Genomic DNA, 22,932 nt, shown 5'->3' with positions numbered 1-22,932 from the left:
CGTACAGACCCTCGATCAGGCGGCGAGCGAGCTACGGAAGCTGCGTGAAGCTGGCGTCTTAGACGTCTACGCTATTGGCTTCGATCCCGAGACCGCCAACCTGCGGAAGCCGCCGTCGGACCCCAAATCGAATTAGGCTGGCGCGTTCGGAGCCAAGCAAATACGCGCTGCTTGAAGCGAACAAACACCGAAAATCGGATTGCTTACAGGCCGCCGCCCCGCAGAGCCAATTCGTCAGCGATTTGAAAATGGTGGGGGAGAAGGATTCGAACCTTCGAAGTCATAAGACGGCTGATTTACAGTCTCGTCCGACCTCTTGAAATCGTTGAGCTTTGTAACGAATTTTCCTCATTCCCGCTTTTTCCGAAAGGGCACCACATGCCCCGGTCCCGGCCGTTGTGGCAGCACCGGCTGTTTGGGCTTCGGCGGATCGTCGGGAAAGAACCGCTTCCAGCGATAGGCAGCGTATCCGTAGAAATAGTCCCACCAAGTTTCAGTAACGCTGGCGTCACCCCACGGCATAGGATCCGGCTCTCCGCCGTCGTCATCCTTCGGGAGCGCAATCGGGATCGGTATTGCCGGGCTCTCCCACATGATGCCGCCAGGGCCCATGCGCGTATACTCGCACTCATCGGGCTCAGTGCATTCGTCAACGATGTCGATGAGCTGAACGATATTGTCGGCAGAGAAGATCCCGACGAGATCGTGGGTGTCGATTATTCGAACGAGATAGGTTGCATGCCATCTTACCGGCCTTGACTCGGCAGCCTTTGAGGCGCCGAACATTGCAATGGCAAATAAAGCTCAGTTCTCCATTCTCGCTTACCAGCGGCGCCCAGGATTCTGGCGCGCAGCTATTTCCCGCAAAGATGGGGCCATCCTGACTATGAATGGCATTGCATTAAAAAGCGTTGTCACGTCCGAGGATTTCCCATCAGAAGATGAAGCTTACACGGATGCCGAGAAGGCTATCCGTATGATTTAGGCTGCGGGTCTCCACGCAGCAGGCGGCATCATCGGAATCAGACCGCCGAGTCCGGCGACTCCTGAGGGGGAGCGAGGTTGAAACAGATCGGCCTTTTCGAAATGCGCCGATTGGAGGCGTTGAGCAACACCATCTTCGGCGTTGCGATGACGTTGCTCGCCTACGATCTGCCGAAGGCCAGCAGGTTCGCACACGCGCCGGCCTGGATGGAGCTTGTCGGTGCCTATGCACAACCTGTCATCGCGCTGATGATCAGTTTTATCGTGGCCGGCGTCTTTTGGCTCAGCCATCATCGGCGACTCACTTTCGCGCCGGAAGGTAGCCGCGGCGAAGTCTTCCTCAATCTGATCTTCCTGCTATCGATTGTCATGCTTCCAGTGACGAATGGACTTTACGGCGCGTATCGGCTCGATAGTGTCGTCGCAGTAAGCTACGGCTTCCATCTGACAGTTATTGCTGGTTTGAACGCGCTGCTATGGGTTCTGGCGCTGCGAGGTCGCCGCAATTCTGAGTTGCTGGCAATCGCGGTCTTTCCGGTCTTCGCACTCGCGCTCGCAACGGTGATGGCCGCCGTCGCTCCATTCGTTGCACAATTCATGTGGTGCCTAGCCTTTGGCGCGCCTCTGGTGGGCTGGCTGGCGGCCCGGCGCTGGCCGCCGAGAACGAATTAGCCAGCTTGATCTCTGCTCCTCGTGTCAAGATGACGACGATATCGCAGATGCCAACCAGACCGACCGACGGGGTTATTTGAAATGAAACAGGCCGCCCACTGAGGCGGCCTTAGTTCATCTTGCGGAGCCTCCGAATGATCGCACGAAGGTCGTTCGCGTATTACTCAACGATCTGTCGCGCCTCCTCCAGCCGGGACGGCTTGGGCTCCTTCGCCTCAGTCTCGTTCGATTGGTCGCGCTTAGCCATCAAGCCAAAGTCGATCCGGCGTGGGACGTTTCCTTGAGCCAGATCAAAAGTTAGCTCACCTCGTCTGGCCGTGCACCGCGGGTAAACTGTCACCTTCGCGGGGCGCGTTCTCCTCACTGGCAACCGCGTCTCTGATCATCCGGTTTACGGCAGGGCTCTTAACCCCAAATCGTTCTGCGATCAGCGACGAAAGAACCCCTGATCGATGTAGTTCAAGAACCTTTCGGCAGCGTGCTTGGTAGTCTGTCACGTCATGTTCCCAGTCTCTTGGAGACGCTATGGCCCGCCTCTCAGATGAGGGAATATTTTGCAAACTTGCCCGGGAAAGTCCTGTGCACTTTGTGCCAAAAACCAAATCAGGCCACTGCCAAAATCAAACAAGGCCACTGACGCCGGAAACAGGCTAGTACCCGATAATGGACCTTTGGATCGTCTGGTTGATGTTGTTTGTTGCGGGCCGGATACCGGGCAGCGCAATCGGTTATGCGCTCGTCAGATTGCTCGTGGGCGTTGGCTGGCTTGTTTTTCTGGCCGCATATCTGGCGGCACTGGGAAGCTACCTCCTGTCGTTAGCTATCGTCTCGACATCGCAAGCGACTACCATAGTGCACGGCCTCAACATCGGCTTGTTCGGGCCGCCAACTTTCGCGGCCACGCTCCTCCGTGTTTATTGGATTCGAAAGGGGGCATCCCCTCCCCACTCGTGAGCAACCACAGTTGGAGCTCACCATGACGTATTAGGCCGAAGTCGCGAAAGATTACCGCGCAACGCCTTCCAATGAACCAGTGAATACGCGTTTGCGACAAACTCCTGCCGTGTGGGCACGAATCTGCCAGGAATGAAGACCGGTGATCCTTATCCCCTACATCATAGGCCTGATGGCCGTGGCGTGGTTGATCGCGCTCTTTTTCGGCGAGCCGGTCAAATCGCAAATCGAGTCAGCCATGGTGGCAGTGTCGTCCGTCATGTGGCTGAGTGTAGCAGCGTATTTGGGCCGCCGATGGTGGGCTGGCCGGAAATGAAGGTTCCCCCTATTGTGCGTAACGCTGTGACGCTTCGTTACGTCGCCATGACGGGCTAGAGGGTTAACCCTCAATAAGGTCGCCTGCCTTTAAGCCTATGGGTCACCGTTGGACCACTGCCGCCCGGAAACAGACCCCGCAAAATTCAACCTCAACGGGCTCGACATTTGTTCTCTATATGTTCTAGTCGAAGACATGAGTGACAGACCCGCGAGCTGGCGTATGCCGACGCCAAAACAGATGGAAAAGCTGGCCTCCAAGCCGAGCCGCCCGCCCGAGCCTGCGACCCCCACGCCTAGTCCGGCAGACGACCTGCCGGAGGCCTATTGGGATTCCATCATCAGAGATCCGCGTGGACAAATCCGCACCGGCGTCCCTATCCAGCAGCGGCGCCTATCTGAGATTCCGCGGCATGTACTGCGCGTCTCCTGCCGCCGCTGCGACCGCATCGTGGAAATTCGGACCGTGGATGCTGTGCGTATCTATGGCCAACATGCTGTCTGGAAAGACGTCGGCATGAAGCTCCTCGACAACGGCTGCCAGGAACGCACGGGACGTCTCAAGGAGGACGCCTGCTGGCCATCATTTGAGACGAACTAGCATTTTGATTTTCCATTTTGACTGCGCCTGGATGCCCATATGGCTCCGAAATATCACCCTACGCCCCTATCGGGAGGCGACCGAAAAGCTCTGAGCAAAGAGCTCCGAAAAGCGCGTGGGATGACTTCCATCCTGGCTACTCAGTCCGACGAGATGCGGTCCAAAGGTGACGCGCTGATCAAGCAAGCCGACCGACTTCTCTGCGAAAGCTGGAACGAACGGATGTGGGCGGATGGCGAACCGATTGACCCTTCTCCTACAGTCGATCAGGCCGTCAACGGCGGATTCCCCTGGCTGGAGATTGAATGCTCGCGGTGCAAGACGCCAAACAATATCGACCTCGCTGCGCTACGATGTCCGCCGACCACCTTCGTCCACGACCTTTCAAGCCGCTTGCGTTGCCAGAAATGCGCTAGGGCGGGGGAAGCGGTCGGACGCGACTTCAAGCCCGCCGCGCGACGAGAACAAACACTGAAAATGGAATTGCTTACAGGATTGCTTACAAGCTCGACCCCGTCAGGGGAAATTCGCTAGCGATTTGAAAATGGTGGGGGAAGAAGGACTCGAACCTTCGAAGTCATAAGACGGCTGATTTACAGTCAGCTCCCTTTGCCACTCGGGACACTCCCCCGCCTGACGCCATCGGACCAAGCCAACAAGACCTTGGCCCAACACGGCAGTCCCACCAAATCAGTGGCTGGACGGCCATGGATGACGTTAAAACGCGCGCCCGTAAACGGGCTCCCGGTTGGCGCGTTTATGACGGAAGCCATGGGGCAAAGTCAACCGATCCGGGCAGGAATATCCGCCCTCTCCGAACCTCTTTCCGGGGCCCCAAATTGCCATTATTCGGTCCGCGTGAGACAAGCCGTGCCATGAGCGATCGAGAGCGAAAACAGCGATTCCAGCGCGGCCCTGACAAGGGGCGCGACGACCACGGCGGCCAAAGCCGCGACAAAACCCGTGATCAGGGCCGGGATCATGGAAGGCGCCCACCCCGCCGGGGCCGGGAATCCGGCGGTGGCGATGGTCCGGCCATCCTTTATGGCTGGCATACCGTCACCATGGCGCTGGCCAATCCGCAGCGGGTCATCCGCAGGCTGATTCTGACCGAAAACGCCGCCCGGCGCCTCGGGGAGGAGAAAATCGACACCCGCGTGGCGCCGATCCTGGTCCGTCCGGACGAGATCGACCGCCGGCTGGGACCCGACGCCGTGCATCAGGGCCTGCTGGCCGAGGTCGAGCCGCTGGAATCGCCGGATCTCGACAGCCTGTCCCAGGACGGCATCGTGCTGGTGCTCGACCAGATCACCGATCCGCATAATGTCGGCGCCATCCTGCGCTCGGCCGCGGCCTTTGCGGTCAAGGCGATCATCACCACGGCCCGGCACAGCCCGGAAGCCACCGGTGTCCTCGCGAAATCCGCCTCGGGCGCACTGGAACTGGTGCCGATGATCACGGTGCCCAATCTGGCGCGGGCGCTGAATGAATTGAACGACCTCGGTTTCATGACCGTCGGTCTCGACAGCGAGGGAACCGAGAACATCAGCGCGATCCCGCTGCAACAGCCGCTGGCGCTGGTGCTCGGCGCCGAAGGCAGCGGATTGCGACGGCTGACGCGAGAGACCTGCAGCGTCGTCGCGCGGCTCGACATGCCCGGCGAGATCAAGAGCCTCAACGTGTCGAACGCCGCCGTGCTTGCGCTCTATGTCGGCGCCAGCAAGCTCGGCTTGATGGGCTAGATCTGCAGGCAACACAGCAGGCAACAAAAAAGCCCGCTCGCATCGCTGCGAGCGGGCTTTTTCTTTGCGTTCAGATCAGTGCCGATCAGATCAGTACGAGCGGCGATGCTGCTGCGGCTGATGATAACCACGCTGCGGCCCTGCGGCGCGCGGCGCATACATCACCTTCGGCGCGCCATAGCGATGCGCCTGATGATAACCGGTGCGCGACACGTAGCTGCGCTGCGTAGTGCCGTAACGCGTGCGCGGCTGCATGCTGTAGCCGTAACGATAGCTCGGGCGCGCACGATACTGGCTGCGCGGCGGATAGCTGTAGATCGCCGGCGCGCGATACGCCGGACCGTACGAGTAATTCACCGGATTGGCATAGGGACCGCCGTAATAACCGCGACGATAGCCGTAACCGTAACCCTGGCCATAGCCGCGCCAGCCGATCGCAGTCTCCTGATAGGTCGGGACCGGCGCGAACATGCCCGGGCCGCTGAAGGTCGGGCCCTGGTTCGCGTAATAATACTGACGCGTCACCGGCGTCGGATCGGGCAGCCGCTCATAACCGGCGCCATAGCCGCAAGGGCTGACATAGGCCTGGCCGCAAGGCGAGCAGCCGCCTGAGGTGAACAGGCCGCCTCCGCAAGCCATGGCAGGCGCAGCGCCGGCAGTGGCGGTGACAACGGCAAACGCCGCAACCCATTTCGAAATCACGTTACGCATGAATACTCTCTCCTGTCGGGTGTCTTTTTTTGGTGTTGGTGATTGATCGGTCAGCGCCGGAATCCCGGCGGTGCGACGATGACGTCAGGTGGATTGAACGGCACTTCATTTTGCCGCCCCATCGGTGCGGATTTCGCCGACCAGTGCTCGTGGAAGCTCTCGGCCGGCTGTGGCAATTTGCGATTGGCCGGCGGCTCGATCTCGAGACGCCCGTAGCCGGGCTTGTGACCGAGGCTTGGATAGTAGTGGCCGACATTCGGCACCGGATCGACGTAACGACCGCCATAAACGGTCGGCTGAATATGAATGCCGCGATCAAGGCCCCAGTCGCCTTCGATCACGCGATACGACGCGTCGACGCCGTTGATGATGATCGGCACGCCGGGACGACCGGGCACGACGATGTTGAAACCATCGGCGGCTGCGGCCGGAAGCGTGGTCGCGATCACGAAAAGCAGTGCTGAAAGGGTTCGCATGGCCATGTCCTGCATCTCGGCGGTACGATATTCGAACGCCTGGCAGGATGGGTTAAGGGCGCGGTCTAAACTGCCGGTAAGCCTAACGCGCAAGCATCAGGCGAAGTTCAAATGCGCGGGATCGCAGCGTGGATTCGTTAACACAACGGGCTCGCCTTGCGATCTGATCCCAGTAGAAAGGCGTCAAGCGCGCGCCGCGCGCATCTTGCGCATCGCCGTCGCAACGTGATCTGATCCCTTCAGCCGTCGCAGACATCTGCAATCGTCATGTCCGGAGAGCCCCGATGAAGTTTCTCAGTGCAGCCATCATCCTGTCGACGCTGGTCGCGACCCCTGCTTTCGCGCGGCACTGGAAACATCATCACAGCGCCGAGACCTTCGTCTTTGCCGCACCCGGCCAGCCCTACCGGATCCAGTTCGGGCACAATTACGGTCCGGGTCTGCAGCCGGGCACCTTCGCCTATTACGACGGTCCCCTCGCCGCCCGCTGCAAGCAATCGGCCGCGGCCTATCGCGGCCAGGACGGCCGGGCGTATCCCTGCTTCTGACCGAGGTTCCATGGGCCGGTTGACGGGTGGGCAGATTGGCCACTGCGATCGAACTATTCAACCTCCGCCGCGTTGCAGCGTCGGAGGTGGCACATGCCCTACGCGCTATTCGAAGACGACCAGAAGCTCAGCGAGGAATTCCCGACCCAGGAGGACGTCTGGCAATATGCCGACGAAGCCGGACTCGTTGATGTTGTGGACGGCAAGACGGTGCTGGAGGACGGCTACACTATTCAGCCGTGCAGCACCGAAGAGGACACGGGCAAGCCGATCGCGGTACCGCCAGCAGTGACCTAGGAACGACTCTCACAGGTTTTGGTTGGAAGACTGAGCGTCCTGAGCGCAGGATGGACGTTCCGAAAGTCCTGCCACCTCTCTAAGGGTGGTGGGGCTTTTGCTGTCGTAGCCATTGGTATGCAGTAGCCGCACAAACTCATCCATGGACGCGTTCAGTCGCCTGGCGCGCTCTTCAGATTCGGGCGTTGAGGTGCTGCCGAAAAGCCGGTTGATGGATTCGCGAAAAGTCATGCGATTCCCCTTACTCATTGAGAAGCGCGCTTAGGTCGCGCGAACGGCAAAATGGTTCAATTCGCCGCGGGGCTTATTCAACAGTTTAACACACACTCCGCTTGACGGCGAATCACATGAAGGATTCTCTATCCCCGTTCAGGGAGGCGGAGATGGAAGACCACTTCACTCACCAGTATTTCAGCCGGCAGTGCTTCGAGCGACATCACGCACGCGAGGTTTTGGAGCGCGCCCTCTGCGCAGGCGCCCTACTCTTCGGCCTGACGGCCTCGGTCGCAGCCTGTCTGTTTATTTGACGCCCGTTCGCCTTCGGCGAACCTCCCACAGCCAGCCGCCCAAAGGCGTCAGCAGGTCGCTTGGAGACGCATTGGCGCTGATACGACAACGGAGCCAGATTCTGCACTGTCTCCGTTAGGCTTAACCCGCTGACACGCTTGCACTAACGTCGCTCGATCTAAATGATGACGACATGAGTTGGGTCGAAGAGCGCGATCGTTTAATCGCGGAGACATTGGCATTTGTAAAAGAGGTCTCGGGCAACCAACCCGAGCTGGCCGCGAAACTGACCGTTGCGGTAGATGCCGAGATGAAAGCTGCTGAAAATCCGAAGCAGATCGTCCCGGAACCCGCGCAGCCGATGAAGCTGACTGATCTCCGGGAAGACATCCGAAATCGCGTGGCATCATTCAAGGCACGGCAGCAGGAAATGCAGGACAAGCGGGAGGCCGATTATCAGGAGGTCATCGCAAAAGTCCGGGCTACCCTGGAACAACGTTCATAGGTCTAACCCACCGATGGCGAGCCGGTGCGAAAAGACCGTTTTGGCCAAGTTATTGAAATGGTGGTGCCGGTTGAGAGGATTGAACTCCCGACCTTCGGTTTACAAAACCGCTGCTCTACCGCTGAGCTAAACCGGCAACAGGATCAATGGGTTAATTGATTACCCAAGATCGAGATGAGACGTCCGGATCAGTCGCCTGCCCGCGTCGCGCAGTCAGATATCAGAGTTGCCCGGCAAGGGCTACTCCCGCGCGCGCCAAACCGGCGCACGCGCTCACAGCCACGCGTAAAGCAGCAGCAGATTGACCGCACAGGCGGCCATCAGGGCGACCGTGAGCGCCACCTGCACCCCGTCGCTGCGGATATTGTCGATCATTCTCATCGCCCGACAACCATCAAGCGATTCTGGCAAGGGAGTCTCGAACCTTATTTTTCCCCGGATTCAGGACTCGTTTACTTTCGATTCCTGGGTCCGAGGGCAGCGGAGAGCTCGACTGTCTACTGCCCCGCGCTCGTCATTCCTGGGCGCGGTCTCGGCGTAGCCGAGAGAGCGAGCCTCAGCCACTCCACTTGGAGTGGCGGGGAATCCCGGTATGTTTTGCGCTGAACAGGTCAGGATTCCGGGCTCGGTCCCGTCGCCTGCGGCGCCGGCCGCGCCCCAGGCAAACCAATTGGTTTGCCTGGGAATGACGGTGTGGGGCGGCAAGACAGCACTTAAACATTTTTTCCTATCCCGTTGACAACATCCCCATCAGGTTTATATTCTCTTCCGTCCTGCCCCACCGAGAGGGGCGATCGCGATCGTCACGTTCGCGGGGCAGGATGCGGTGGACGCCGGAGATGCGGCGTCACGCGGTTCATGGGTGACGTCTGTCTTCGGGCAGGACGGATCTGCGCCAGCACTGCCACTGGCAAGGAGACGGCCGAGTTTGGGATGGAAAGAAGCCTGGACAGTGTGACGGACGACCAAAGTCAAAACGTGTCCGGCCTATTCGCTTGAGGCTCCCTTCCCATCGCCTTGGGACTTTGATTCGGTGATCGGATCGTTCGCTGAGGCAAAGTGCAAGCAACCGAAAAAACACCGCAGGCGGAACGTCGGGCACTTGCTCGGCGCCTCCGAAAGTCCTGATGCATTATCCTTGCGGAAGACCGCATCGCATCAGGCCCAAGGGTGCAACGGGCACCCGGCGTTCCGCACGCCCTCTCACCAGGGGGCGGGAATGCAAACCACGACGGCGCCCCCGCGCCGCAAACAATGGGGGCGATGACGCATGTCTGAAGAGCAGTGGATGTTTGACATTTGAATCCGCGAAGACGTTACGCGCTATCGGCGCCACACACGCAGCGGCACAACGACGACGCCACAAACAAAAAGGCCGGCGTGATGCCGGCCTTTCCGTCGAAGATTGAATCGGTTGCTCAGTACTTGGCGACTACCGGGCCACCCCAGCCGAAGCGATAGTTCAGGCCGGCCTTGATGGTGTGCTCGTCGTTGTTGAAGCTCGTCGAGCCGCCAGGAATGGCCGTCGAGGTGATCGTGGTGTTGCCGAAGTTATAGTACTGATATTCGACCTTGCCCGACCAGTTCGGCGAGAACATGTATTCGAGACCGCCACCGACCGTGTAGCCGTCCTTCTTGTTGCCATCGATGACCGCAACCGCGGGAGCCACAGCGGCGATGGTCAGATTGTTGTTATCCTTCCAGGCGTAACCGCCCTTGGCGTAGAGCAGTGCCGGACCCCAGGTGTAACCGAGACGACCGGTGACCGAGCCGAGCTGATCGTTACCGCCGCCCGTGATGGTCGTGCCGTTCGGGAAGACGAGGCTGGTATTGCTGCTCGCCAGCCAGCTGTACTGGGCTTCGACACCGACCACCCAGTTGGTGGCGAACTGATAGTCGAAGCCGCCCTGCACACCGCCCATGAACCGGCCACTATCGCCGACCAGGCTGTTGCCGTCACCGAAGGCGCCGCCGAGATGGCCGCCGATGTAGAAACCGGTCCAGTTGTAGACCAGAGCCGGCGCCGTATAGGCCGGGGCTTTGGTATAGGTCCGCGCCGGAAGGTCGGCAGCGAAGGCTGAAGACGAGATCGCGGCCACGGCAACGATGGCCGACGCGCTGAGCAGAAGCTTCTTCATGGTTGTTCCCCTGTGTTGCGTAATGACCATCGAAAAACAACGTGGCGGCAGTTTGGTTGCTTCACGGCAGGCGTTGCCACATCGATGTTTGCCGACTGCGACAAAGCAGCAACACTTTTTGATTTATTCATTTTCAGGCAAAGCAGAAGCGCTTCTGGTTCAACGCTCACACGAACTTGATCGCATTTTTCAGTGTCATGATACCCCGGAGGCCGGTGCGGCAATCCTGCGGCAGCGTTGCGATCAATTGAGAGCGACCACGCCGGCATTGATGGTGCTCGCATAGAGCACCCAGCAGAGATACGGAACCAGCAACCAGGCTGCAATCCGGTCCACCTGCAAAGCCGAAACGATGGTGGCGGCGATGGTGACGACCATCAGCACGATGATCGCGAGGCCGGTGCGGATGCCATGCCAGCCAAAGAATACCGGCGACCATGCGGCGTTGAGCGCGAGCTGAATGGCGAATAGAACCATCGCGCGGCTGCGCGGCGCCGACGGCGCGGTTCGGTCCCATAATCGCCAGAACGCGATGGCCATCAGGACGTAGAGCGTCGTCCATGCGATCGGGAACACGCCAGGCGGCGGCGTCCAGAATGGTTTGGCGATGCCCGCATACCATCCGGCGATTTCCGGCTTGGTCGAGAGCGAGCCCACGACGCCGATGCCGAGACAGACCACGAGACAAAGCAGCAAGCGGCCGATGGATTTGATGGTCATCGATGCACCGGTTGAGCGCGCGCAAGAATATGCGACTGCGCGGACGTGAAATGTTCGGACAGCTAACGCGCTAGCGCGTCATTTTTTCCATCTCGGGGAACGGCGCATAGGTGGCGCCGGCGCACGCCTCTGCGACATTGTCGACGATCCGATCGAGCCGCTTGTCCACATAGGACACCGCCTTCTCCTGCGGCGCCGTGTATCGGCCATCGAAATCCTTCGCCGTATAGCGCACGCAACTGACATAGCGCAGACGACCGCCAACGGTGCGTTGCACCGGTTCAGCCATCATGGCGTCGCGGACACCGACGGGATTGTTCAGATAGGTCTTGAAGAACGCCAGAAGGTCCACGCGATAATTGGTTGGAAATGGCTGCGCGGCAACGCCCTGATCATCCGTGAAGCTGATACCGCCACCGGCCCCGCCTCCTCCGCATGCTGCAAGCCACAGCGGCAACAGCACCACTGCTGCCCGTCTCAAAGATATCCCCAAATGCCGTCTCATCCGTCGTGCCGTCTCAATTGCGCAGGCGTGTCCCCGTCATGCCTGTCCTAGACGGTTCGCCCGGGAATTGGAATTCGCATCTCGGTGACGGACCCGCGCAAACGAACCGGCCTGCCGCACCTCAGGGATGTTATGCATCCCAGGGGATAGGTGCAGCAGGCCGGCCGTTGAAACTCCGCGATCGCGGCTGGGCAATATGAGGCCGCGACCGCGAAGCCCCCTCAGCCGCGCTTGTGCACGACTGTGGTCTGGATGGCGGTGTGCTTGTGAACTTTGTGAACGCTCATCTTCTTGTGGAAGTGATGAGGACGGGCATGGCGGTGATGATGGCGGACCATTTTCGCATTTGCGTTCAGCACGCCGGGCTTGGCCTGCACCTTGTTATCGGCCGACGTCACCGGCTTGGTGATCGGTGCCGGCGTGGTCTTGGCGATACCAGCAGCCATCGCTGGCGCCGCGAGGATCGAAGCGGCAATCACAGCAGCGGAAAACATCTTCAACATGGTCGTCTCCTGTCGGTCTCGATCACGAAGTTGACCGGTCGGTTGGCCGGGCTTGTCGATCAATGCAGTCAGACTAGCGACGCTCCGCTGAACCCACTCTGAGGGAGCCGGACAGACTTCGTTCATCTCGGTGACATCCTCGTCATGATCGGCTGGGTCAGGCGTCCTGCCCCAAGTCTGCTCCCACGTCTGCTCCCCCTGTCGGCAAAGGCGGGAATGAACACCCACGCCCGGTGTTCACAACCTGTGACTTCCGTGTCAGATTATTGCTGTTGCAAACAGGAGCGCTGCATGACCCACCTCGCGATCAGGCTGACGACGCTGGCAATGTTTTCCGTGGCCGTTGCCGCCACGCCCTCGTTGACCCCGGCCTATGCCGCAGGCGGCGATACGCCTTCCGCACCGCCGGCGTCCGACACCAAGGGCGCCAAGGACAAGAAGAAGAAAACCGAAACCAGGAATCCGAACACCGAGAATGCCGCGTTCCTCGCCAACTATCGCGCGGCCTATGCCACGGTCTATGACAAGCAGGACTACACGGCCGCCATCGCGCAACTCAAGGCGCTCGGCCAGGACGACCGCGCCGATGTCGCCAACCTGATCGGCTACTCCTATCGCAAGCTCGGCGACTACAAGGTCTCGCAGATCTGGTACGAGCGCGCGCTGAAGGCCGACCCCGCCCATGTCCGCACCTGGCAATATTACGGATTGTGGCAGGTCGAACAGGGCAACCGCGATCAGGCGCAGTATCATCTCAACAAGATTGCTTCGCTGAGCGGCAAGGACTCCGCTGAATATAAATCGCTCGCTGCTGCGCTGGACAAGGCGCCCGGCTACGGTCCCACCTACTGATCCCATTCGCGGATCAGTCAGCCGGTGCAATCCTTCGGATTGTGCCGGCTTCTGTATGGCGCGGTAACCATCCAGCTTCCCTGCCCTCGACATATCGGCGAAAACTGCCCTTAGTGTTGCCTCGACAACGCCAGGGAAGGCCGATACAGACCTCGCCCGACATGCATCGAGCTGAAGGCCGCAATTTCCCGATGAACCCGTCCAAGCGCTATGACCGGATCGCCTTCGTGGCCAGTACCAGTGCGGAAGCGCAAGCAGCGCTCGACCAGCTGGCCCAGCTCTATGGCAATGCAGATCCGGCCACTGCCGATATCATCGTCGCCCTCGGCGGCGACGGATTGATGCTGAAGACGCTGCACGACTTCATGCGCACCGGCAAACCGATCTACGGCATGCATCGCGGCACCGTCGGTTTCCTGATGAACGAGTTCTCGACGCTCGATCTGCATGCGCGCCTCGCTGCGGCGCGCGAGACGTTGATCAATCCCCTGCTGATGCGCGCCACGGACGTTCATGGCGGCGTACACATCCATCACGCCATCAACGAGGTCTCGCTGTTTCGCCAGACGCATCAACTGGCGCGCCTGCGCATCCTCATCGATGAACGCGAACGGATGGCCGAACTTGCCGCCGATGGCATCCTCGTGGCGACGCCGGCCGGCTCCACCGCCTATAACCTGTCGGCGCAGGGACCGATCCTGCCGATCAATGCCGCGCTGCTGGCGCTGACGCCGATCAGCGCGTTCCGCCCGCGGCGCTGGCGCGGCGCGCTGCTTCCCAATACTGCGATCGTCGCAATCGAGGTGCTGGAGGGCGAAAAGCGCCCGGTGGCCGCCGTCGCCGACAACGAGGAAGCCCGCGACGTCCGGCGGGTCGAAATCATCTCCGACAAGTCGATTTCAATGCGCATGATGTTCGACCCCGGCCACAGCCTGGAAGAACGCATCCTCAGCGAGCAGTTCGGGTATTGAGGCGCCTGCCCGCCTCAACCATTCGTTAAGACGCGGCGCTGTATGGTTAACATCGGGTAACGGTCCCTGCCCGGTTCGAGCCGCATCATGTTCCGTATCGACTTCAACAAGCTGCGTTTTCTGGTCTGCGACGACAATCCGCATATGCGGCGCATCCTGCGCACGCTGCTGCATTCGTTCGGCGCCCGCGAAGTCTATGAAGCCGAGGACGGCGCCACGGCGCTGGAAATGTACAGCCACTATGTGCCCGACATCGTGATCGCCGACTGGGCGATGCCGATTTTCGACGGGCTCGAACTGGCGCAGATGATCCGGCAGCCGGATTCCAAGGGCAATCCCTACGCGCCGATCATCATGCTGACCGGCCATTCCGAGAAACGCCGCATCACCATGGCGCGCGATGCCGGCGTCACCGAATTTCTGGCCAAGCCGATCTCGGCCAAGGGCCTCTATCTGCGCATCATGAGCGTGGTCGCGCATCCCCGCCCCTTCATCAAGACGAAGAACTATTTCGGGCCCGACCGCCGCCGCAACACCACCGTCGCCTATATCGGACCGGAACGCCGCAATGGCGGTGAAGCCGAGGTTCTGCAGCAGCCGTCGCTGCTGGATAAAGCCCGTGTCACTGGCTAGCGCAATGTTCGGAGAAACGACCATGGCCAAGAACAAAGCGCCGGCGCCGCCGAAGGTGCAGGCTTTCGCCGATCACCAGGTCATCACGCCGCCGAACACACTGAAGCACGCGATCCGCCGCGTCATCGATCGCGAGCTCGACGATCCCGTGGCGCGCGCCGAACAGGCGCTGGCCAATCTCTCCGGCGAGTTCAAGACCTGGATGCGCAGCGAATGCGACCGCCTTGCCGCAGCACATGCCGCGATCCTGAAGAAGGGCTTCGATACGCACACCCGCGGTGAGCTGTTTCGCGCCGCTCACGACATCAAGGGCGACGCCTCGACCTTCGGCTTTCCTGCCGCTGGCGTCGCCGCAGAAAGCCTGTGCCGGATTCTCGAACACGCCCCCGATCTCGATGCGGTGCCGCCGGATCTGATCCAGCATCACATCGACGCGATCCAGGCCATCGTGCGCGAGCACAACACCATCGAGAAGGCCGGCGTGGCCAACGAACTCAGCGCCCGCCTGCGTGCCGTCGCGGATGACTATCTGACGCTGGTCAATCGCGATCGGCCGGATCATCTCGAGATGATCTCGGCGCCGAGCATCGCACCGAAGGAATAGCGTCGCTCCGCAATTTCGTTTGATGCGATCGAAACACTCTCCACGTCATGGCCGGGCAGTGCGAAGCAGGCTTCGCTTGATGACCCGGCCATCCATCCATTGAAATGCGCTGATGTCGAACGATGGATGCCCGGCTCAGGGCCGGGCATGACTGAGATATTCGATGCTTACGCCGCGATCAGCTGATACTCGTCGCGCGCATTCGCCTGCTCAGCCAGTTCATCGCAGAACACACGCGCTTCCTCGCGAGCCGATTCCGTTGCGAAGCGCCGCAGCAGGATCAACAGCGGCTCGGACGCCGCCTCATCGGTCTCGCACACCGTCAACACCCGCTCGACCATGCGACGGCGCAGCCGCACGGCGCCACCAACGGAGCCGATGAAACCGATTTCATTGCGCGCAGCCAGCGCGGCGCGGAAGGCAGGGAATGTCGACTCCGGCAGACCTGCGCGGGCAAGCAATGCGTTCAGCCCGGCACCGACGCCGTCATAGACCAGCGCGGCCACGCGGCTCTGCGGCAGGCCGGACAGCTCCACCAGCGCCTGGTCGAACAGGTCGAGATTGCCCGACAGCAGGGCACGAAGGATCAGTCCGACGGTCAGTTGCCCGGCTTCGCGCAAGTGATGGACGAGATCACGCATCTCGTCGCCGCGCGAACGTGACGCAATATTGACCGTGGAGCGCGCCATCGCCTCGTCGGCAATGCGCTCGGCACGATCCGGCGACAGCCAGTTACGCGCAACGACGAAGCGGGTCAGTGTTTCGGAGAGCTTGGCCACCAGCGCGAGGCGCGTCGTGGCTGGCAGGTTGTCAAGGGCCAGCATCGCTTCGCGGATGGCGGCGAGATGACCGTGACGCTCGACGATACGGTCCCAGGAGAACGGCGCCAGTTCGGCATATGGATTTTCGATGAGTTCGAGCGCCGCAGCGGCAGAACCGACTTCGGCAATGGCGGCGCAGATCGAGATCGGCAGATTGATGCGGCGCGCGACGGCGCATTGCAGTTCGCTGTTGCCGGTGGCGACGATGTCGACCAGATCGGCATCGATCAACAGCGGCGAATGTTCGAGAACTGGAAGCGACACGCAGGGCTGGTCCACCGACAGCGCCTGCACAATGGCCGGGGGCGCCGACGGCGCGCGGGCAAACACCTGCGCCATGGCCTGGCGCACCAGCGGCGATGCGTCATCGAGCAGCATCAGCAGCGCGCCTTCGGCGGCAGCACGGTCGTCGTCTGACAGATCAGAAAAAATCCAGGCCCGCGCCAAAGAGCGCGTTGCCTCTGCCCGCTCGCTGGCTGGAGCGGTCCGTACCCAACTGATGAACTGCCGAACAATCATGGTTCTGCCAGCCTACGCAACAAGATCAACACCGAAACGCGATGCCACTGTCAGAGAAAATAAACCATCCCACTTAACAAACGGTTCACCATAAGCTTATGGGTTTGTTGAGGTTTTATTAAGGGTCGGACATGCGGGGAAATGTGCGGCCTGCCCCAGACGTCTGCCACGCGGATAAAACGCGGCGCAATCCGACATACGGTCGTCGGAAGATAGTAGTGTATTTGAAAGTGTAGTTCAGGCCTGTGGGATAAAATCCGGACTGTGCCAAGCCGTATCCGAACTGCGTTAGCGCACTACCTAACTACTAAAAGTTCCGGCGCGATCGCTGAACAGATCGAGGGGTTTTGGCACGCCGACTTCAGGTGCCTTCGGCAGCGACACGGATGTCAATGACGTGCGGTTGCCCCACAATTCCTGCACGGCCGGCGACACAGGTTGCGCACGATCGCCACCCTGGAACAGCGACCGGAAAATCGGCTGTTCCTGCACGGCCGTCGATGACTGATCGGATGCAAAGCTTGCGACCTGCGCCGTGCTCAGATCCGGGAAGCGCGACAGGAATGTGGCATTGCTGGACGGCGTCAGTGGCGAGACCGCCTGCGCCGTCACCACGCCCGCGGATGCCATCGCCGTCCGTGTCGCCGTGGAATTCGCGGCACTGTCATAGCGCGCCGACAGCACCGAATAGACCTGCGACACGCTGCGGGCGCTGCCGCTCTGATCGTAGAAGATCGACCGGTTCGCTGCGGCGGCATTCGGAAACAACGCCGCGCCCGATGCGCTCGGATTGTTCGCCGCATTGTTGATCAGCTTGGAGGCGCCGCTGACGCCCATGAAATGCGCCATATAGAGTTCGGCATCGCTGGGACGACGACCGATCTCGCCCGTAAGCTTGAAACCGTTGGACTGCGTCAGCACGCCGGCCATCGCTGAACTCGCGACGGGATCGTCACGCAGTTTCAGGATCTCGGCCTTCGCAGCCGGATCGTTCACCGAATAACTTCCCGAAGGCGACTTGGTGATGGCGTCGGCATATTTGCCGTAGCCGAGCTGCGTCCCGGCCTCCTTCACGGTGCCGAGCCAGGTCTGCTCGATGAACTGGAACAGGCCCTTGGCCGAGGACGTCGAAGCCGTGGCCGAGGGATTGAAATTGGATTCCATCTTGGCGGTGGCGAGCAGATATTCGAAGCTCGTGCCCGTGGTGCCGGCAGCATTCTTGATCGCGCCGGTCACCTGACTGCGCGTTGACGAGAGTGCTGATGCGAGGTTGGTCGCGTCGACCGCCATAGTGTGGTGCCCCGCTGCCGCGACATGACCACCGGGAATCGTGCCCTGTCAGCCGTGCGGAAGCCGCGGACACAGTGGGACATTCATGGTTAACGAAACGCTAAGAGGGTTTTGGCGCCCAACACCTCCATCCTTGGTTGCATGTTTTACAGAGCATTAACGCGAGGGTGTTTCCGTATGTGTCTGACGGAGATTCGCTCCCGTCGGCAGCGGGAATGGAGATCACGATGGTTGCGGTCGCAAATGGCGCAAACGCGCGTTCGACGTCGGCACAATCGTGGGACAAGACGACCCCCGCCGCCCTTGCCTCCGCCAAGCCATCCGCCTCATCCGACAAGCCTGCAGCTGCGCCGGTAGCTCCTGCTGCCTTCGTATCGCTGTCGGACCGCGCCAAGGCGATCATCGAAAAGGCCAAGGCCGATCAGGCCGCGACCGAAGGGCTCACCGATACATTCGACGAAATGCTGACAAAGCGGACCGACGCCCTAGCCGACCGCCTCTCCAAAGCGTTCGAGAAAATGAACATCCCGCCCGAATATGCGACCCACATGAAGGTCGACAAATTCGGCAACGTGACTGCCGAAGGCCCCTGGAAGGCGAAGATCGAGAAGATGTTCAGCGACGATCCGGCGCTCGCCAAGGAGATGAAGGAAGTCTCGGGCCTGAATGCCCTGAAGGCCGCGCAAGCTTCGCTCGATCTCTACAACGAGCAGAAAAAATCGACCAATAGCGAAGCGAAACAGGCGGAAGCCTGGAAGAACTACAATCTCCGTTCGATGAACATCCAGACCCTGTCCGGCGTCATGACTATGAAGGACGGCAAGCTCCGGTCAGCGGCCGTTGATTACATGGACATGATCGCCGATCCAACCGGCATCAGCGCCGCCAAATCCCGGCAGGATTTCGCCAGCCGGCTGGCGTGACCCAAGATCGAAGCCAGTTCAGCTTCCGTAGACCGACGCCGGATCGAACACCTTGTCCGCATCGATGAACGACACCTTCGCTGCCCCAGCCTCGCCCTTGGTGATCGCGCGGTAGAAGCACGAGCGACGGCCGGTGTGGCAGGCGGCGCCGCCGATCTGCTCAACCTTGATCCAGATCGCATCCTGGTCGCAATCCATCCGCATCTCGACCACGCGCTGGGTCTTGCCGGAGCTCTCGCCCTTGCGCCATAGCGCTTTGCGCGAACGGCTATAATACCAGGCATCGCCGGTTTCGATGGTGTTGCGCAGCGCCTCGTCATTCATATGCGCCACCATCAGCACGTCGCCATTCGCCACGTCGGTCGTCACGACGGTAACGAGACCGGCAGCGTCGAATTTCGGCGTGAGCGCAAGGCCTTCTTCGAGATCATGGCTGTGCGCGTGCGATGTATTGGACACGGGGAAATCTCTCGCTGTGGTCGTCAAACGAAAATCGGGCGCCTGATGCGCCCGATACTCTAGCAGCAAATCACGGTCGTCGCGCGATCGGCGCGACGTGGGTTTAGCGCGACATGGACTGGATCATCGACATGAACCGCGCCTGCTCGGCAGGATTGTCGCGGAAGTTGCCGGTGAAACGCGTGGTGAAGGTGCGCGAGCCTTCCTTGCGGATGCCGCGGGCCGACATGCAGGTGTGCTCTGCTTCAACCATGACAGCAACGCCGCGCGGCTTCAGCACTTCATCGACCGCAGCAGCAAGCTGCGCGGTCAGATGCTCCTGGGTCTGCAGCCGATGGCCGAAGATATCCACGAGACGCGCCAGCTTGGAGAGACCAACGACGCGCTCCACCGGCGTATAGGCAATATGCGCCTTGCCGTAGAACGGCATCATGTGATGCTCACAATGGGAGACGAAGGCCATGTCGCGGATCAGCACGAAATCGTCATAACCCGCGGTCTCGCCGAAGGTCCGGTTCAGGACCTCGGCCGGGCACTGATGATAGCCCTGGAACAGCTCGTCATAGGCCTCGACCACGCGCCGCGGGGTGTCCATAAGACCTTCGCGCTGCGGATTCTCGCCGATATAGGCGAGCAGTGTCTGCACGGCCTGCTCGGCCTCGGCGCGCGAGGGCCGCAGCTGGTCGGGATTTACCGCCGCGGCCAGAAACTCGGCAGGATCGAGCTCCGCCGGCCGGAACTCCTGCACTTTGCTCTCGGTCGGCTTGCCATCCGGGGATTTGCCGCGAAGCGGCTTGATCACTGCGTCCATCTTTACTCCGTTCGACCGGCCCCACGGGAGGCCGGAGTGTCACCGGGCAGACGGGGCGGCCAAGCCGCCGGACGCCTGAGTCCGTCAATAAAACATCGTCTTGCGACAATAACACCGAGGCCGCCGAACTGAATTCTCAAATTCCGGCGATCTGGAGAACGCCCGGCGCTCTGTTGGCCGGGCTCCGCCCTATATAGTGAACCATTACGACCGTTGCCAGCCATCAGGCAACCCACTCATCACATTTAAATCGTTGGTCTTTTTCCTATTATTCCCAGTGCGCCATTCAAGGGCAATGCGGGCAGTTCCCATGTGAGCCTAGGGTGATGACCCGATACTTCAGAACGGCCCGGAGGAACAATCTCGGCAGCGCATCGGGTCAAATAGCCCCCGCGCGACTCTCATGACGCTGGTTCTGAGGGAGGTGCGAGAAACAGCGCGAACGATCCGTAACCCAGGCATTGGTTGGAGGAAAAGACGATGGCGGCATCCAGCAGGTATGAAATCAGCATTCTGAAACACGATGAGCAAGAAATCGTGCTTGCTACTCATCATCCCGCCATCGGCGAATTAACGCGCGACAAGCTGGAGAGCCTTCGCTCGAGGCTACGGGATTTTCATGGCAAGGAGCACACCCTAGCGCGGCATCGACAGCGCGAAGCAAGAGGAAAAGCCGACCCGCGAGGCAGCAGCTTTTCCGGAACGGCCGAACATGCAACTCAGCGCAAGCAAGTCTTCGTTGCTGCTATAAAACGCGTTAGCAAGGAGCTAAAGCGCCTGCAGAACTTCGAAGCGAAAAAGGACCTCGGAGAGGCCGCCAGGCGCGCACTGGCCCTGCGACGGACACAGCAATTCTCTCGACCACAGAATGATCTTCGCCCTGGTGAAGGAATGCGCTCCATCCCAAACCGGCGCCGGAATATCAAGATTCCTCCTTCACGGATCGGGAGGGTGTCGCAGGCGAACAAGCGCGCCCAGGCTCGGCGAGACGTCAGCCGCGGAAGCGATTGAGCGGCGCGGAGAGGTCCGAAATTCTTTTTGTCTGTCTCAAGGACGAGCGCCGGCTGATCGAAGGCATCGAGTCTTTGGGTCTGCCATCACGGATCGCATGTGATCCGATCGGCGTGCCTTCTTTCTGAAGATGTTGGGCAGTCGCTAAAGCGTCCCTACATGACGGGGACGGCTGCGACGTGCAAAATCCGTGCGTCGCCAAAAACATAACTGCTCACAGACCATTGAAACTGCTGATCTTTTATTTCGTGGAATGGACGCTATATAGAGTCCAGTTCCTCGCGCGCCAAGAACGTGATCCCGGTGACCGATGGCACAGTTAAGGTCCGAACCAGATGCTGAACGACATCTATAACAAGCGCATCATCGAGCTCGCCGGTAACATTCCCCGGCTGGGCCGCCTCCCTGCCCCCGATGCGTCTGCCACCGCCCATTCCAAGCTCTGCGGATCGACCGTCAAGATCGACCTCGTGATGGATGCCGATGTGGTCATCGACTTCGCCCATGACGTGAAGGCCTGCGCGCTTGGCCAGGCCTCGTCGTCGATCATGGCGCGTCATGTGGTGGGCTCGACTGCCGAAGAATTGCGTGCGCTGCGCGAGACCGTGCGCAAGATGTTGAAGGAAAACGGCGCACCGCCGTCGGACGGAAAGTGGGCAGATATCGCCCTGCTCGAACCGGTGCGCGACTACAAGGCGCGCCACGCCTCGACGCTCCTCACATTCGATGCGGTCGTGGACGCCATCGGGCAGATTGAAGCCAAGTCAAACGCCGGAGCTAGCCAGCCGACGCCGGCTTAACGCCAGCGCGGCTATTTCCCTGACGGTGCCGATGCGACGCCGCCAGTCGGCACCGAGGCCTCGGCCGTCTTGGTCGACTTCGTCGAAGACGCGACCGGTGCCGAAGCGACCGGGGTCTTTTCATTCTCCGGCCCGCTCACGAAACGATCCTGTACCGACTTCGGCACCAGTGATGCGACCGGCGCCTGCTGCTCGCGAGGCTCGGGCAACACATCATCGACACTATGGCTGGTGACCAGATTGGTCAGCTTCAACTCGGCTTCTGTAAGCCGATGCAGATCGTCCCACGGCGGCACGCTGAGCGACAATGACAAGAGATCGCCCGTGCCTCCCATGTCGAAAGTGTATTTGGCGAGACGGCCGATATCCCGCTCGACGATCATCAGATCGTTTGCCGTATAGCTCGCAGCCTTCGGATCGTCGGCGCGGTCGCCCATCCAGATCTGATGGACGCGTACAAGGGATTCCTCGGCCACATAGCGGGTCTTGCCCGCCAGTAGCAGAAACACGCACATGGATTCGCAATAGGCCTGCGGCACGACCGCCGGCTTCATGACGCCCGAGGATGATTGCAGGTCAACCGTGATACCGACTGTGGTGCGCAGACCAAGCTTGCGCCAGCGCCGGCCCATGGTGATGGCGTCATTGACCGAGCCGCCGCTGGAATCCAGCACCACTGTCGCGTCAGTCAGATCGCGGCCTTTGGAAAACTCGTCGAAATCCCTGACGGTGTCGCCGGTGACAATCCCCACCGCGCCGATCCAGCCACGGCAATTCGGCTCGCAGGCGACCCAGGTGAAGCGCATCGGGAGTTTGCGTTCTTCGAGAACGGCTGCAGCTTGGGCAGAGGACGCCACCGAAGCCATAAGGCCGGCCGCGAGTCCGGGAAGAACGATGCAAAAAGCCGCGGCGCGAAACAGCGCCGAACTACCTGATCGAAGCGACCTCATACGTCCCAAGTCGGTTCCTTCCCCGCACTCTCATGAGCAATGGCAACGGCCCCAAACAACGCTCATGATTCTGTCACACGGGCGTTACGTAAAAACCTAGCGGGCTTCGC

Annotated in this window: 29 protein-coding genes and 2 tRNA genes; 16 read left to right on the top strand and 15 right to left on the bottom strand. The window is 60.6% G+C overall.

What is annotated here, in order from left to right; all coding sequences use genetic code 11:
• Nucleotides 1-348: 348 nt before the first annotated feature.
• On the bottom strand, nucleotides 349-786 hold the full coding sequence (locus AB8A38_RS00395) for a hypothetical protein (protein ID WP_439084555.1): 438 nt from the start codon (nucleotides 784-786) through the stop codon (nucleotides 349-351).
• 4 nt (nucleotides 787-790) lie between these two features.
• On the opposite strand from AB8A38_RS00395, the gene AB8A38_RS00390 reads away from it, so the two are divergent.
• From AB8A38_RS00390 to AB8A38_RS00375, 4 genes are all read left to right on the top strand, one after another.
• The gene (locus AB8A38_RS00390; RefSeq protein WP_315842788.1) at nucleotides 791-985 is read left to right on the top strand and encodes a hypothetical protein; all 195 of its coding nucleotides are present in this window, start codon (nucleotides 791-793) and stop codon (nucleotides 983-985) included.
• A gap of 101 nt (nucleotides 986-1,086) precedes the next feature.
• A complete protein-coding gene (locus tag AB8A38_RS00385; protein ID WP_315844177.1) occupies nucleotides 1,087-1,656 on the top strand; it encodes a TMEM175 family protein in 570 nt (189 codons plus the stop codon).
• 1,492 nt (nucleotides 1,657-3,148) lie between these two features.
• Nucleotides 3,149-3,526, top strand: coding sequence for a hypothetical protein (locus AB8A38_RS00380; protein WP_439084554.1), 378 nt, complete (start codon nucleotides 3,149-3,151; stop codon nucleotides 3,524-3,526).
• A gap of 39 nt (nucleotides 3,527-3,565) precedes the next feature.
• Complete coding sequence (locus AB8A38_RS00375) at nucleotides 3,566-4,060, top strand: hypothetical protein (RefSeq protein WP_439084553.1); 495 nt, start codon at nucleotides 3,566-3,568, stop codon at nucleotides 4,058-4,060.
• Nucleotides 4,061-4,071: 11 nt separating this feature from the next.
• Here AB8A38_RS00375 and AB8A38_RS00370 read toward each other — a convergent pair.
• A tRNA-Tyr gene (locus tag AB8A38_RS00370) sits at nucleotides 4,072-4,157 on the bottom strand.
• Nucleotides 4,158-4,401: 244 nt separating this feature from the next.
• Between AB8A38_RS00370 and rlmB the strand changes: the two genes are divergently transcribed.
• The gene (gene rlmB, locus AB8A38_RS00365; protein ID WP_315842791.1) at nucleotides 4,402-5,268 is read left to right on the top strand and encodes a 23S rRNA (guanosine(2251)-2'-O)-methyltransferase RlmB; all 867 of its coding nucleotides are present in this window, start codon (nucleotides 4,402-4,404) and stop codon (nucleotides 5,266-5,268) included.
• 90 nt (nucleotides 5,269-5,358) lie between these two features.
• Here the strand turns inward: rlmB and AB8A38_RS00360 are convergent, their stop codons facing one another.
• Both AB8A38_RS00360 and AB8A38_RS00355 read right to left on the bottom strand, forming a co-directional pair.
• Nucleotides 5,359-5,979: a hypothetical protein gene (locus AB8A38_RS00360; protein WP_439084552.1), complete on the bottom strand. Its 621-nt coding sequence runs from the start codon at nucleotides 5,977-5,979 to the stop codon at nucleotides 5,359-5,361.
• Nucleotides 5,980-6,029: 50 nt separating this feature from the next.
• On the bottom strand, nucleotides 6,030-6,455 hold the full coding sequence (locus AB8A38_RS00355; protein WP_439084551.1) for a hypothetical protein: 426 nt from the start codon (nucleotides 6,453-6,455) through the stop codon (nucleotides 6,030-6,032).
• A gap of 284 nt (nucleotides 6,456-6,739) precedes the next feature.
• On the opposite strand from AB8A38_RS00355, the gene AB8A38_RS00350 reads away from it, so the two are divergent.
• Both AB8A38_RS00350 and AB8A38_RS00345 read left to right on the top strand, forming a co-directional pair.
• Entirely contained in the window at nucleotides 6,740-7,003 is a 264-nt protein-coding gene (locus AB8A38_RS00350) for a hypothetical protein (RefSeq protein WP_093762074.1), read from the top strand.
• A 93-nt stretch (nucleotides 7,004-7,096) separates the two neighbouring features.
• A complete protein-coding gene (locus AB8A38_RS00345) occupies nucleotides 7,097-7,300 on the top strand; it encodes a hypothetical protein (protein ID WP_439084550.1) in 204 nt (67 codons plus the stop codon).
• A 9-nt stretch (nucleotides 7,301-7,309) separates the two neighbouring features.
• Here AB8A38_RS00345 and AB8A38_RS00340 read toward each other — a convergent pair whose 3' ends face one another.
• Nucleotides 7,310-7,531, bottom strand: coding sequence for a hypothetical protein (locus AB8A38_RS00340; RefSeq protein ID WP_184518048.1), 222 nt, complete (start codon nucleotides 7,529-7,531; stop codon nucleotides 7,310-7,312).
• 469 nt (nucleotides 7,532-8,000) lie between these two features.
• Between AB8A38_RS00340 and AB8A38_RS00335 the strand changes: the two genes are divergently transcribed.
• Entirely contained in the window at nucleotides 8,001-8,312 is a 312-nt protein-coding gene (locus AB8A38_RS00335) for a hypothetical protein (RefSeq protein ID WP_184518050.1), read from the top strand.
• A 61-nt stretch (nucleotides 8,313-8,373) separates the two neighbouring features.
• Here the strand turns inward: AB8A38_RS00335 and AB8A38_RS00330 are convergent.
• Together AB8A38_RS00330 and AB8A38_RS00325 are read right to left on the bottom strand one after the other, a co-directional pair.
• Nucleotides 8,374-8,448 (bottom strand) — tRNA-Thr (locus AB8A38_RS00330).
• Between the two features lie 1,282 nt (nucleotides 8,449-9,730).
• Nucleotides 9,731-10,450: an outer membrane protein gene (locus tag AB8A38_RS00325; RefSeq protein WP_089264886.1), complete on the bottom strand. Its 720-nt coding sequence runs from the start codon at nucleotides 10,448-10,450 to the stop codon at nucleotides 9,731-9,733.
• Between the two features lie 22 nt (nucleotides 10,451-10,472).
• Here AB8A38_RS00325 and AB8A38_RS00320 point away from each other — a divergent pair, with 22 nt between their 5' ends.
• On the top strand, nucleotides 10,473-10,736 hold the full coding sequence (locus AB8A38_RS00320; RefSeq protein ID WP_439084549.1) for a hypothetical protein: 264 nt from the start codon (nucleotides 10,473-10,475) through the stop codon (nucleotides 10,734-10,736).
• On the opposite strand, the gene AB8A38_RS00315 is transcribed toward AB8A38_RS00320, so the two are convergent.
• The 3 genes from AB8A38_RS00315 to AB8A38_RS00305 all read right to left on the bottom strand — a co-directional run bounded on the left by AB8A38_RS00315 (nucleotide 10,694) and on the right by AB8A38_RS00305 (nucleotide 12,178).
• A complete protein-coding gene (locus AB8A38_RS00315; protein WP_439084548.1) occupies nucleotides 10,694-11,170 on the bottom strand; it encodes a TspO/MBR family protein in 477 nt (158 codons plus the stop codon). The two genes, AB8A38_RS00320 and AB8A38_RS00315, sit on opposite strands and share 43 nt — an antisense overlap.
• A 70-nt stretch (nucleotides 11,171-11,240) precedes the next feature.
• Nucleotides 11,241-11,675: a hypothetical protein gene (locus AB8A38_RS00310; RefSeq protein ID WP_439084547.1), complete on the bottom strand. Its 435-nt coding sequence runs from the start codon at nucleotides 11,673-11,675 to the stop codon at nucleotides 11,241-11,243.
• Between the two features lie 221 nt (nucleotides 11,676-11,896).
• Nucleotides 11,897-12,178: a His-rich protein BRANT gene (locus AB8A38_RS00305; RefSeq protein WP_439084546.1), complete on the bottom strand. Its 282-nt coding sequence runs from the start codon at nucleotides 12,176-12,178 to the stop codon at nucleotides 11,897-11,899.
• Nucleotides 12,179-12,469: 291 nt separating this feature from the next.
• Here AB8A38_RS00305 and AB8A38_RS00300 point away from each other — a divergent pair, with 291 nt between their 5' ends.
• The 4 genes from AB8A38_RS00300 to AB8A38_RS00285 all read left to right on the top strand — a co-directional run bounded on the left by AB8A38_RS00300 (nucleotide 12,470) and on the right by AB8A38_RS00285 (nucleotide 15,238).
• Nucleotides 12,470-13,030, top strand: coding sequence for a tetratricopeptide repeat protein (locus tag AB8A38_RS00300; protein WP_439084545.1), 561 nt, complete (start codon nucleotides 12,470-12,472; stop codon nucleotides 13,028-13,030).
• Nucleotides 13,031-13,221: 191 nt separating this feature from the next.
• The gene (locus tag AB8A38_RS00295; protein ID WP_439084544.1) at nucleotides 13,222-14,001 is read left to right on the top strand and encodes an NAD kinase; all 780 of its coding nucleotides are present in this window, start codon (nucleotides 13,222-13,224) and stop codon (nucleotides 13,999-14,001) included.
• A gap of 87 nt (nucleotides 14,002-14,088) precedes the next feature.
• On the top strand, nucleotides 14,089-14,634 hold the full coding sequence (locus AB8A38_RS00290) for a response regulator (RefSeq protein WP_068731951.1): 546 nt from the start codon (nucleotides 14,089-14,091) through the stop codon (nucleotides 14,632-14,634).
• A 22-nt stretch (nucleotides 14,635-14,656) separates the two neighbouring features.
• Nucleotides 14,657-15,238: an Hpt domain-containing protein gene (locus AB8A38_RS00285; protein ID WP_439084543.1), complete on the top strand. Its 582-nt coding sequence runs from the start codon at nucleotides 14,657-14,659 to the stop codon at nucleotides 15,236-15,238.
• A 167-nt stretch (nucleotides 15,239-15,405) separates the two neighbouring features.
• On the opposite strand, the gene AB8A38_RS00280 is transcribed toward AB8A38_RS00285, so the two are convergent.
• Nucleotides 15,406-16,578 carry a DUF2336 domain-containing protein gene (locus AB8A38_RS00280; protein WP_439084542.1) on the bottom strand — a complete coding sequence of 391 codons (1,173 nt, stop codon included), beginning with the start codon at nucleotides 16,576-16,578 and terminating at the stop codon, nucleotides 15,406-15,408.
• Nucleotides 16,579-16,878: 300 nt separating this feature from the next.
• On the bottom strand, nucleotides 16,879-17,868 hold the full coding sequence (locus AB8A38_RS00275; protein ID WP_439084541.1) for a transglycosylase SLT domain-containing protein: 990 nt from the start codon (nucleotides 17,866-17,868) through the stop codon (nucleotides 16,879-16,881).
• Nucleotides 17,869-18,095: 227 nt separating this feature from the next.
• Between AB8A38_RS00275 and AB8A38_RS00270 the strand changes: the two genes are divergently transcribed.
• Nucleotides 18,096-18,791: a hypothetical protein gene (locus AB8A38_RS00270; RefSeq protein WP_315842803.1), complete on the top strand. Its 696-nt coding sequence runs from the start codon at nucleotides 18,096-18,098 to the stop codon at nucleotides 18,789-18,791.
• A gap of 18 nt (nucleotides 18,792-18,809) precedes the next feature.
• Here the strand turns inward: AB8A38_RS00270 and hisI are convergent, their stop codons facing one another.
• Nucleotides 18,810-19,250, bottom strand: a complete 441-nt coding sequence (gene hisI / locus AB8A38_RS00265) for a phosphoribosyl-AMP cyclohydrolase (protein ID WP_315842804.1) — start codon at nucleotides 19,248-19,250, stop codon at nucleotides 18,810-18,812.
• 103 nt (nucleotides 19,251-19,353) lie between these two features.
• The gene (gene folE / locus AB8A38_RS00260) at nucleotides 19,354-20,061 is read right to left on the bottom strand and encodes a GTP cyclohydrolase I FolE (RefSeq protein ID WP_175365506.1); all 708 of its coding nucleotides are present in this window, start codon (nucleotides 20,059-20,061) and stop codon (nucleotides 19,354-19,356) included.
• Between the two features lie 480 nt (nucleotides 20,062-20,541).
• Between folE and AB8A38_RS00255 the strand changes: the two genes are divergently transcribed.
• The gene (locus tag AB8A38_RS00255; protein WP_439084540.1) at nucleotides 20,542-21,072 is read left to right on the top strand and encodes a hypothetical protein; all 531 of its coding nucleotides are present in this window, start codon (nucleotides 20,542-20,544) and stop codon (nucleotides 21,070-21,072) included.
• A 335-nt stretch (nucleotides 21,073-21,407) separates the two neighbouring features.
• Nucleotides 21,408-21,872: an iron-sulfur cluster assembly scaffold protein gene (locus AB8A38_RS00250; protein WP_439084539.1), complete on the top strand. Its 465-nt coding sequence runs from the start codon at nucleotides 21,408-21,410 to the stop codon at nucleotides 21,870-21,872.
• A gap of 11 nt (nucleotides 21,873-21,883) precedes the next feature.
• Here the strand turns inward: AB8A38_RS00250 and AB8A38_RS00245 are convergent, their stop codons facing one another.
• Nucleotides 21,884-22,822: a hypothetical protein gene (locus AB8A38_RS00245; RefSeq protein ID WP_439088439.1), complete on the bottom strand. Its 939-nt coding sequence runs from the start codon at nucleotides 22,820-22,822 to the stop codon at nucleotides 21,884-21,886.
• Nucleotides 22,823-22,932 lie beyond the last annotated feature (110 nt).

This window comes from Tardiphaga sp. 839_C3_N1_4 (genome assembly GCF_051811045.1).
GTDB lineage: Bacteria > Pseudomonadota > Alphaproteobacteria > Rhizobiales > Xanthobacteraceae > Tardiphaga.
The sequence above is the reverse complement of the archived record's forward strand: the minus strand, read 5'-3'. Positions and strand labels throughout refer to the sequence as shown.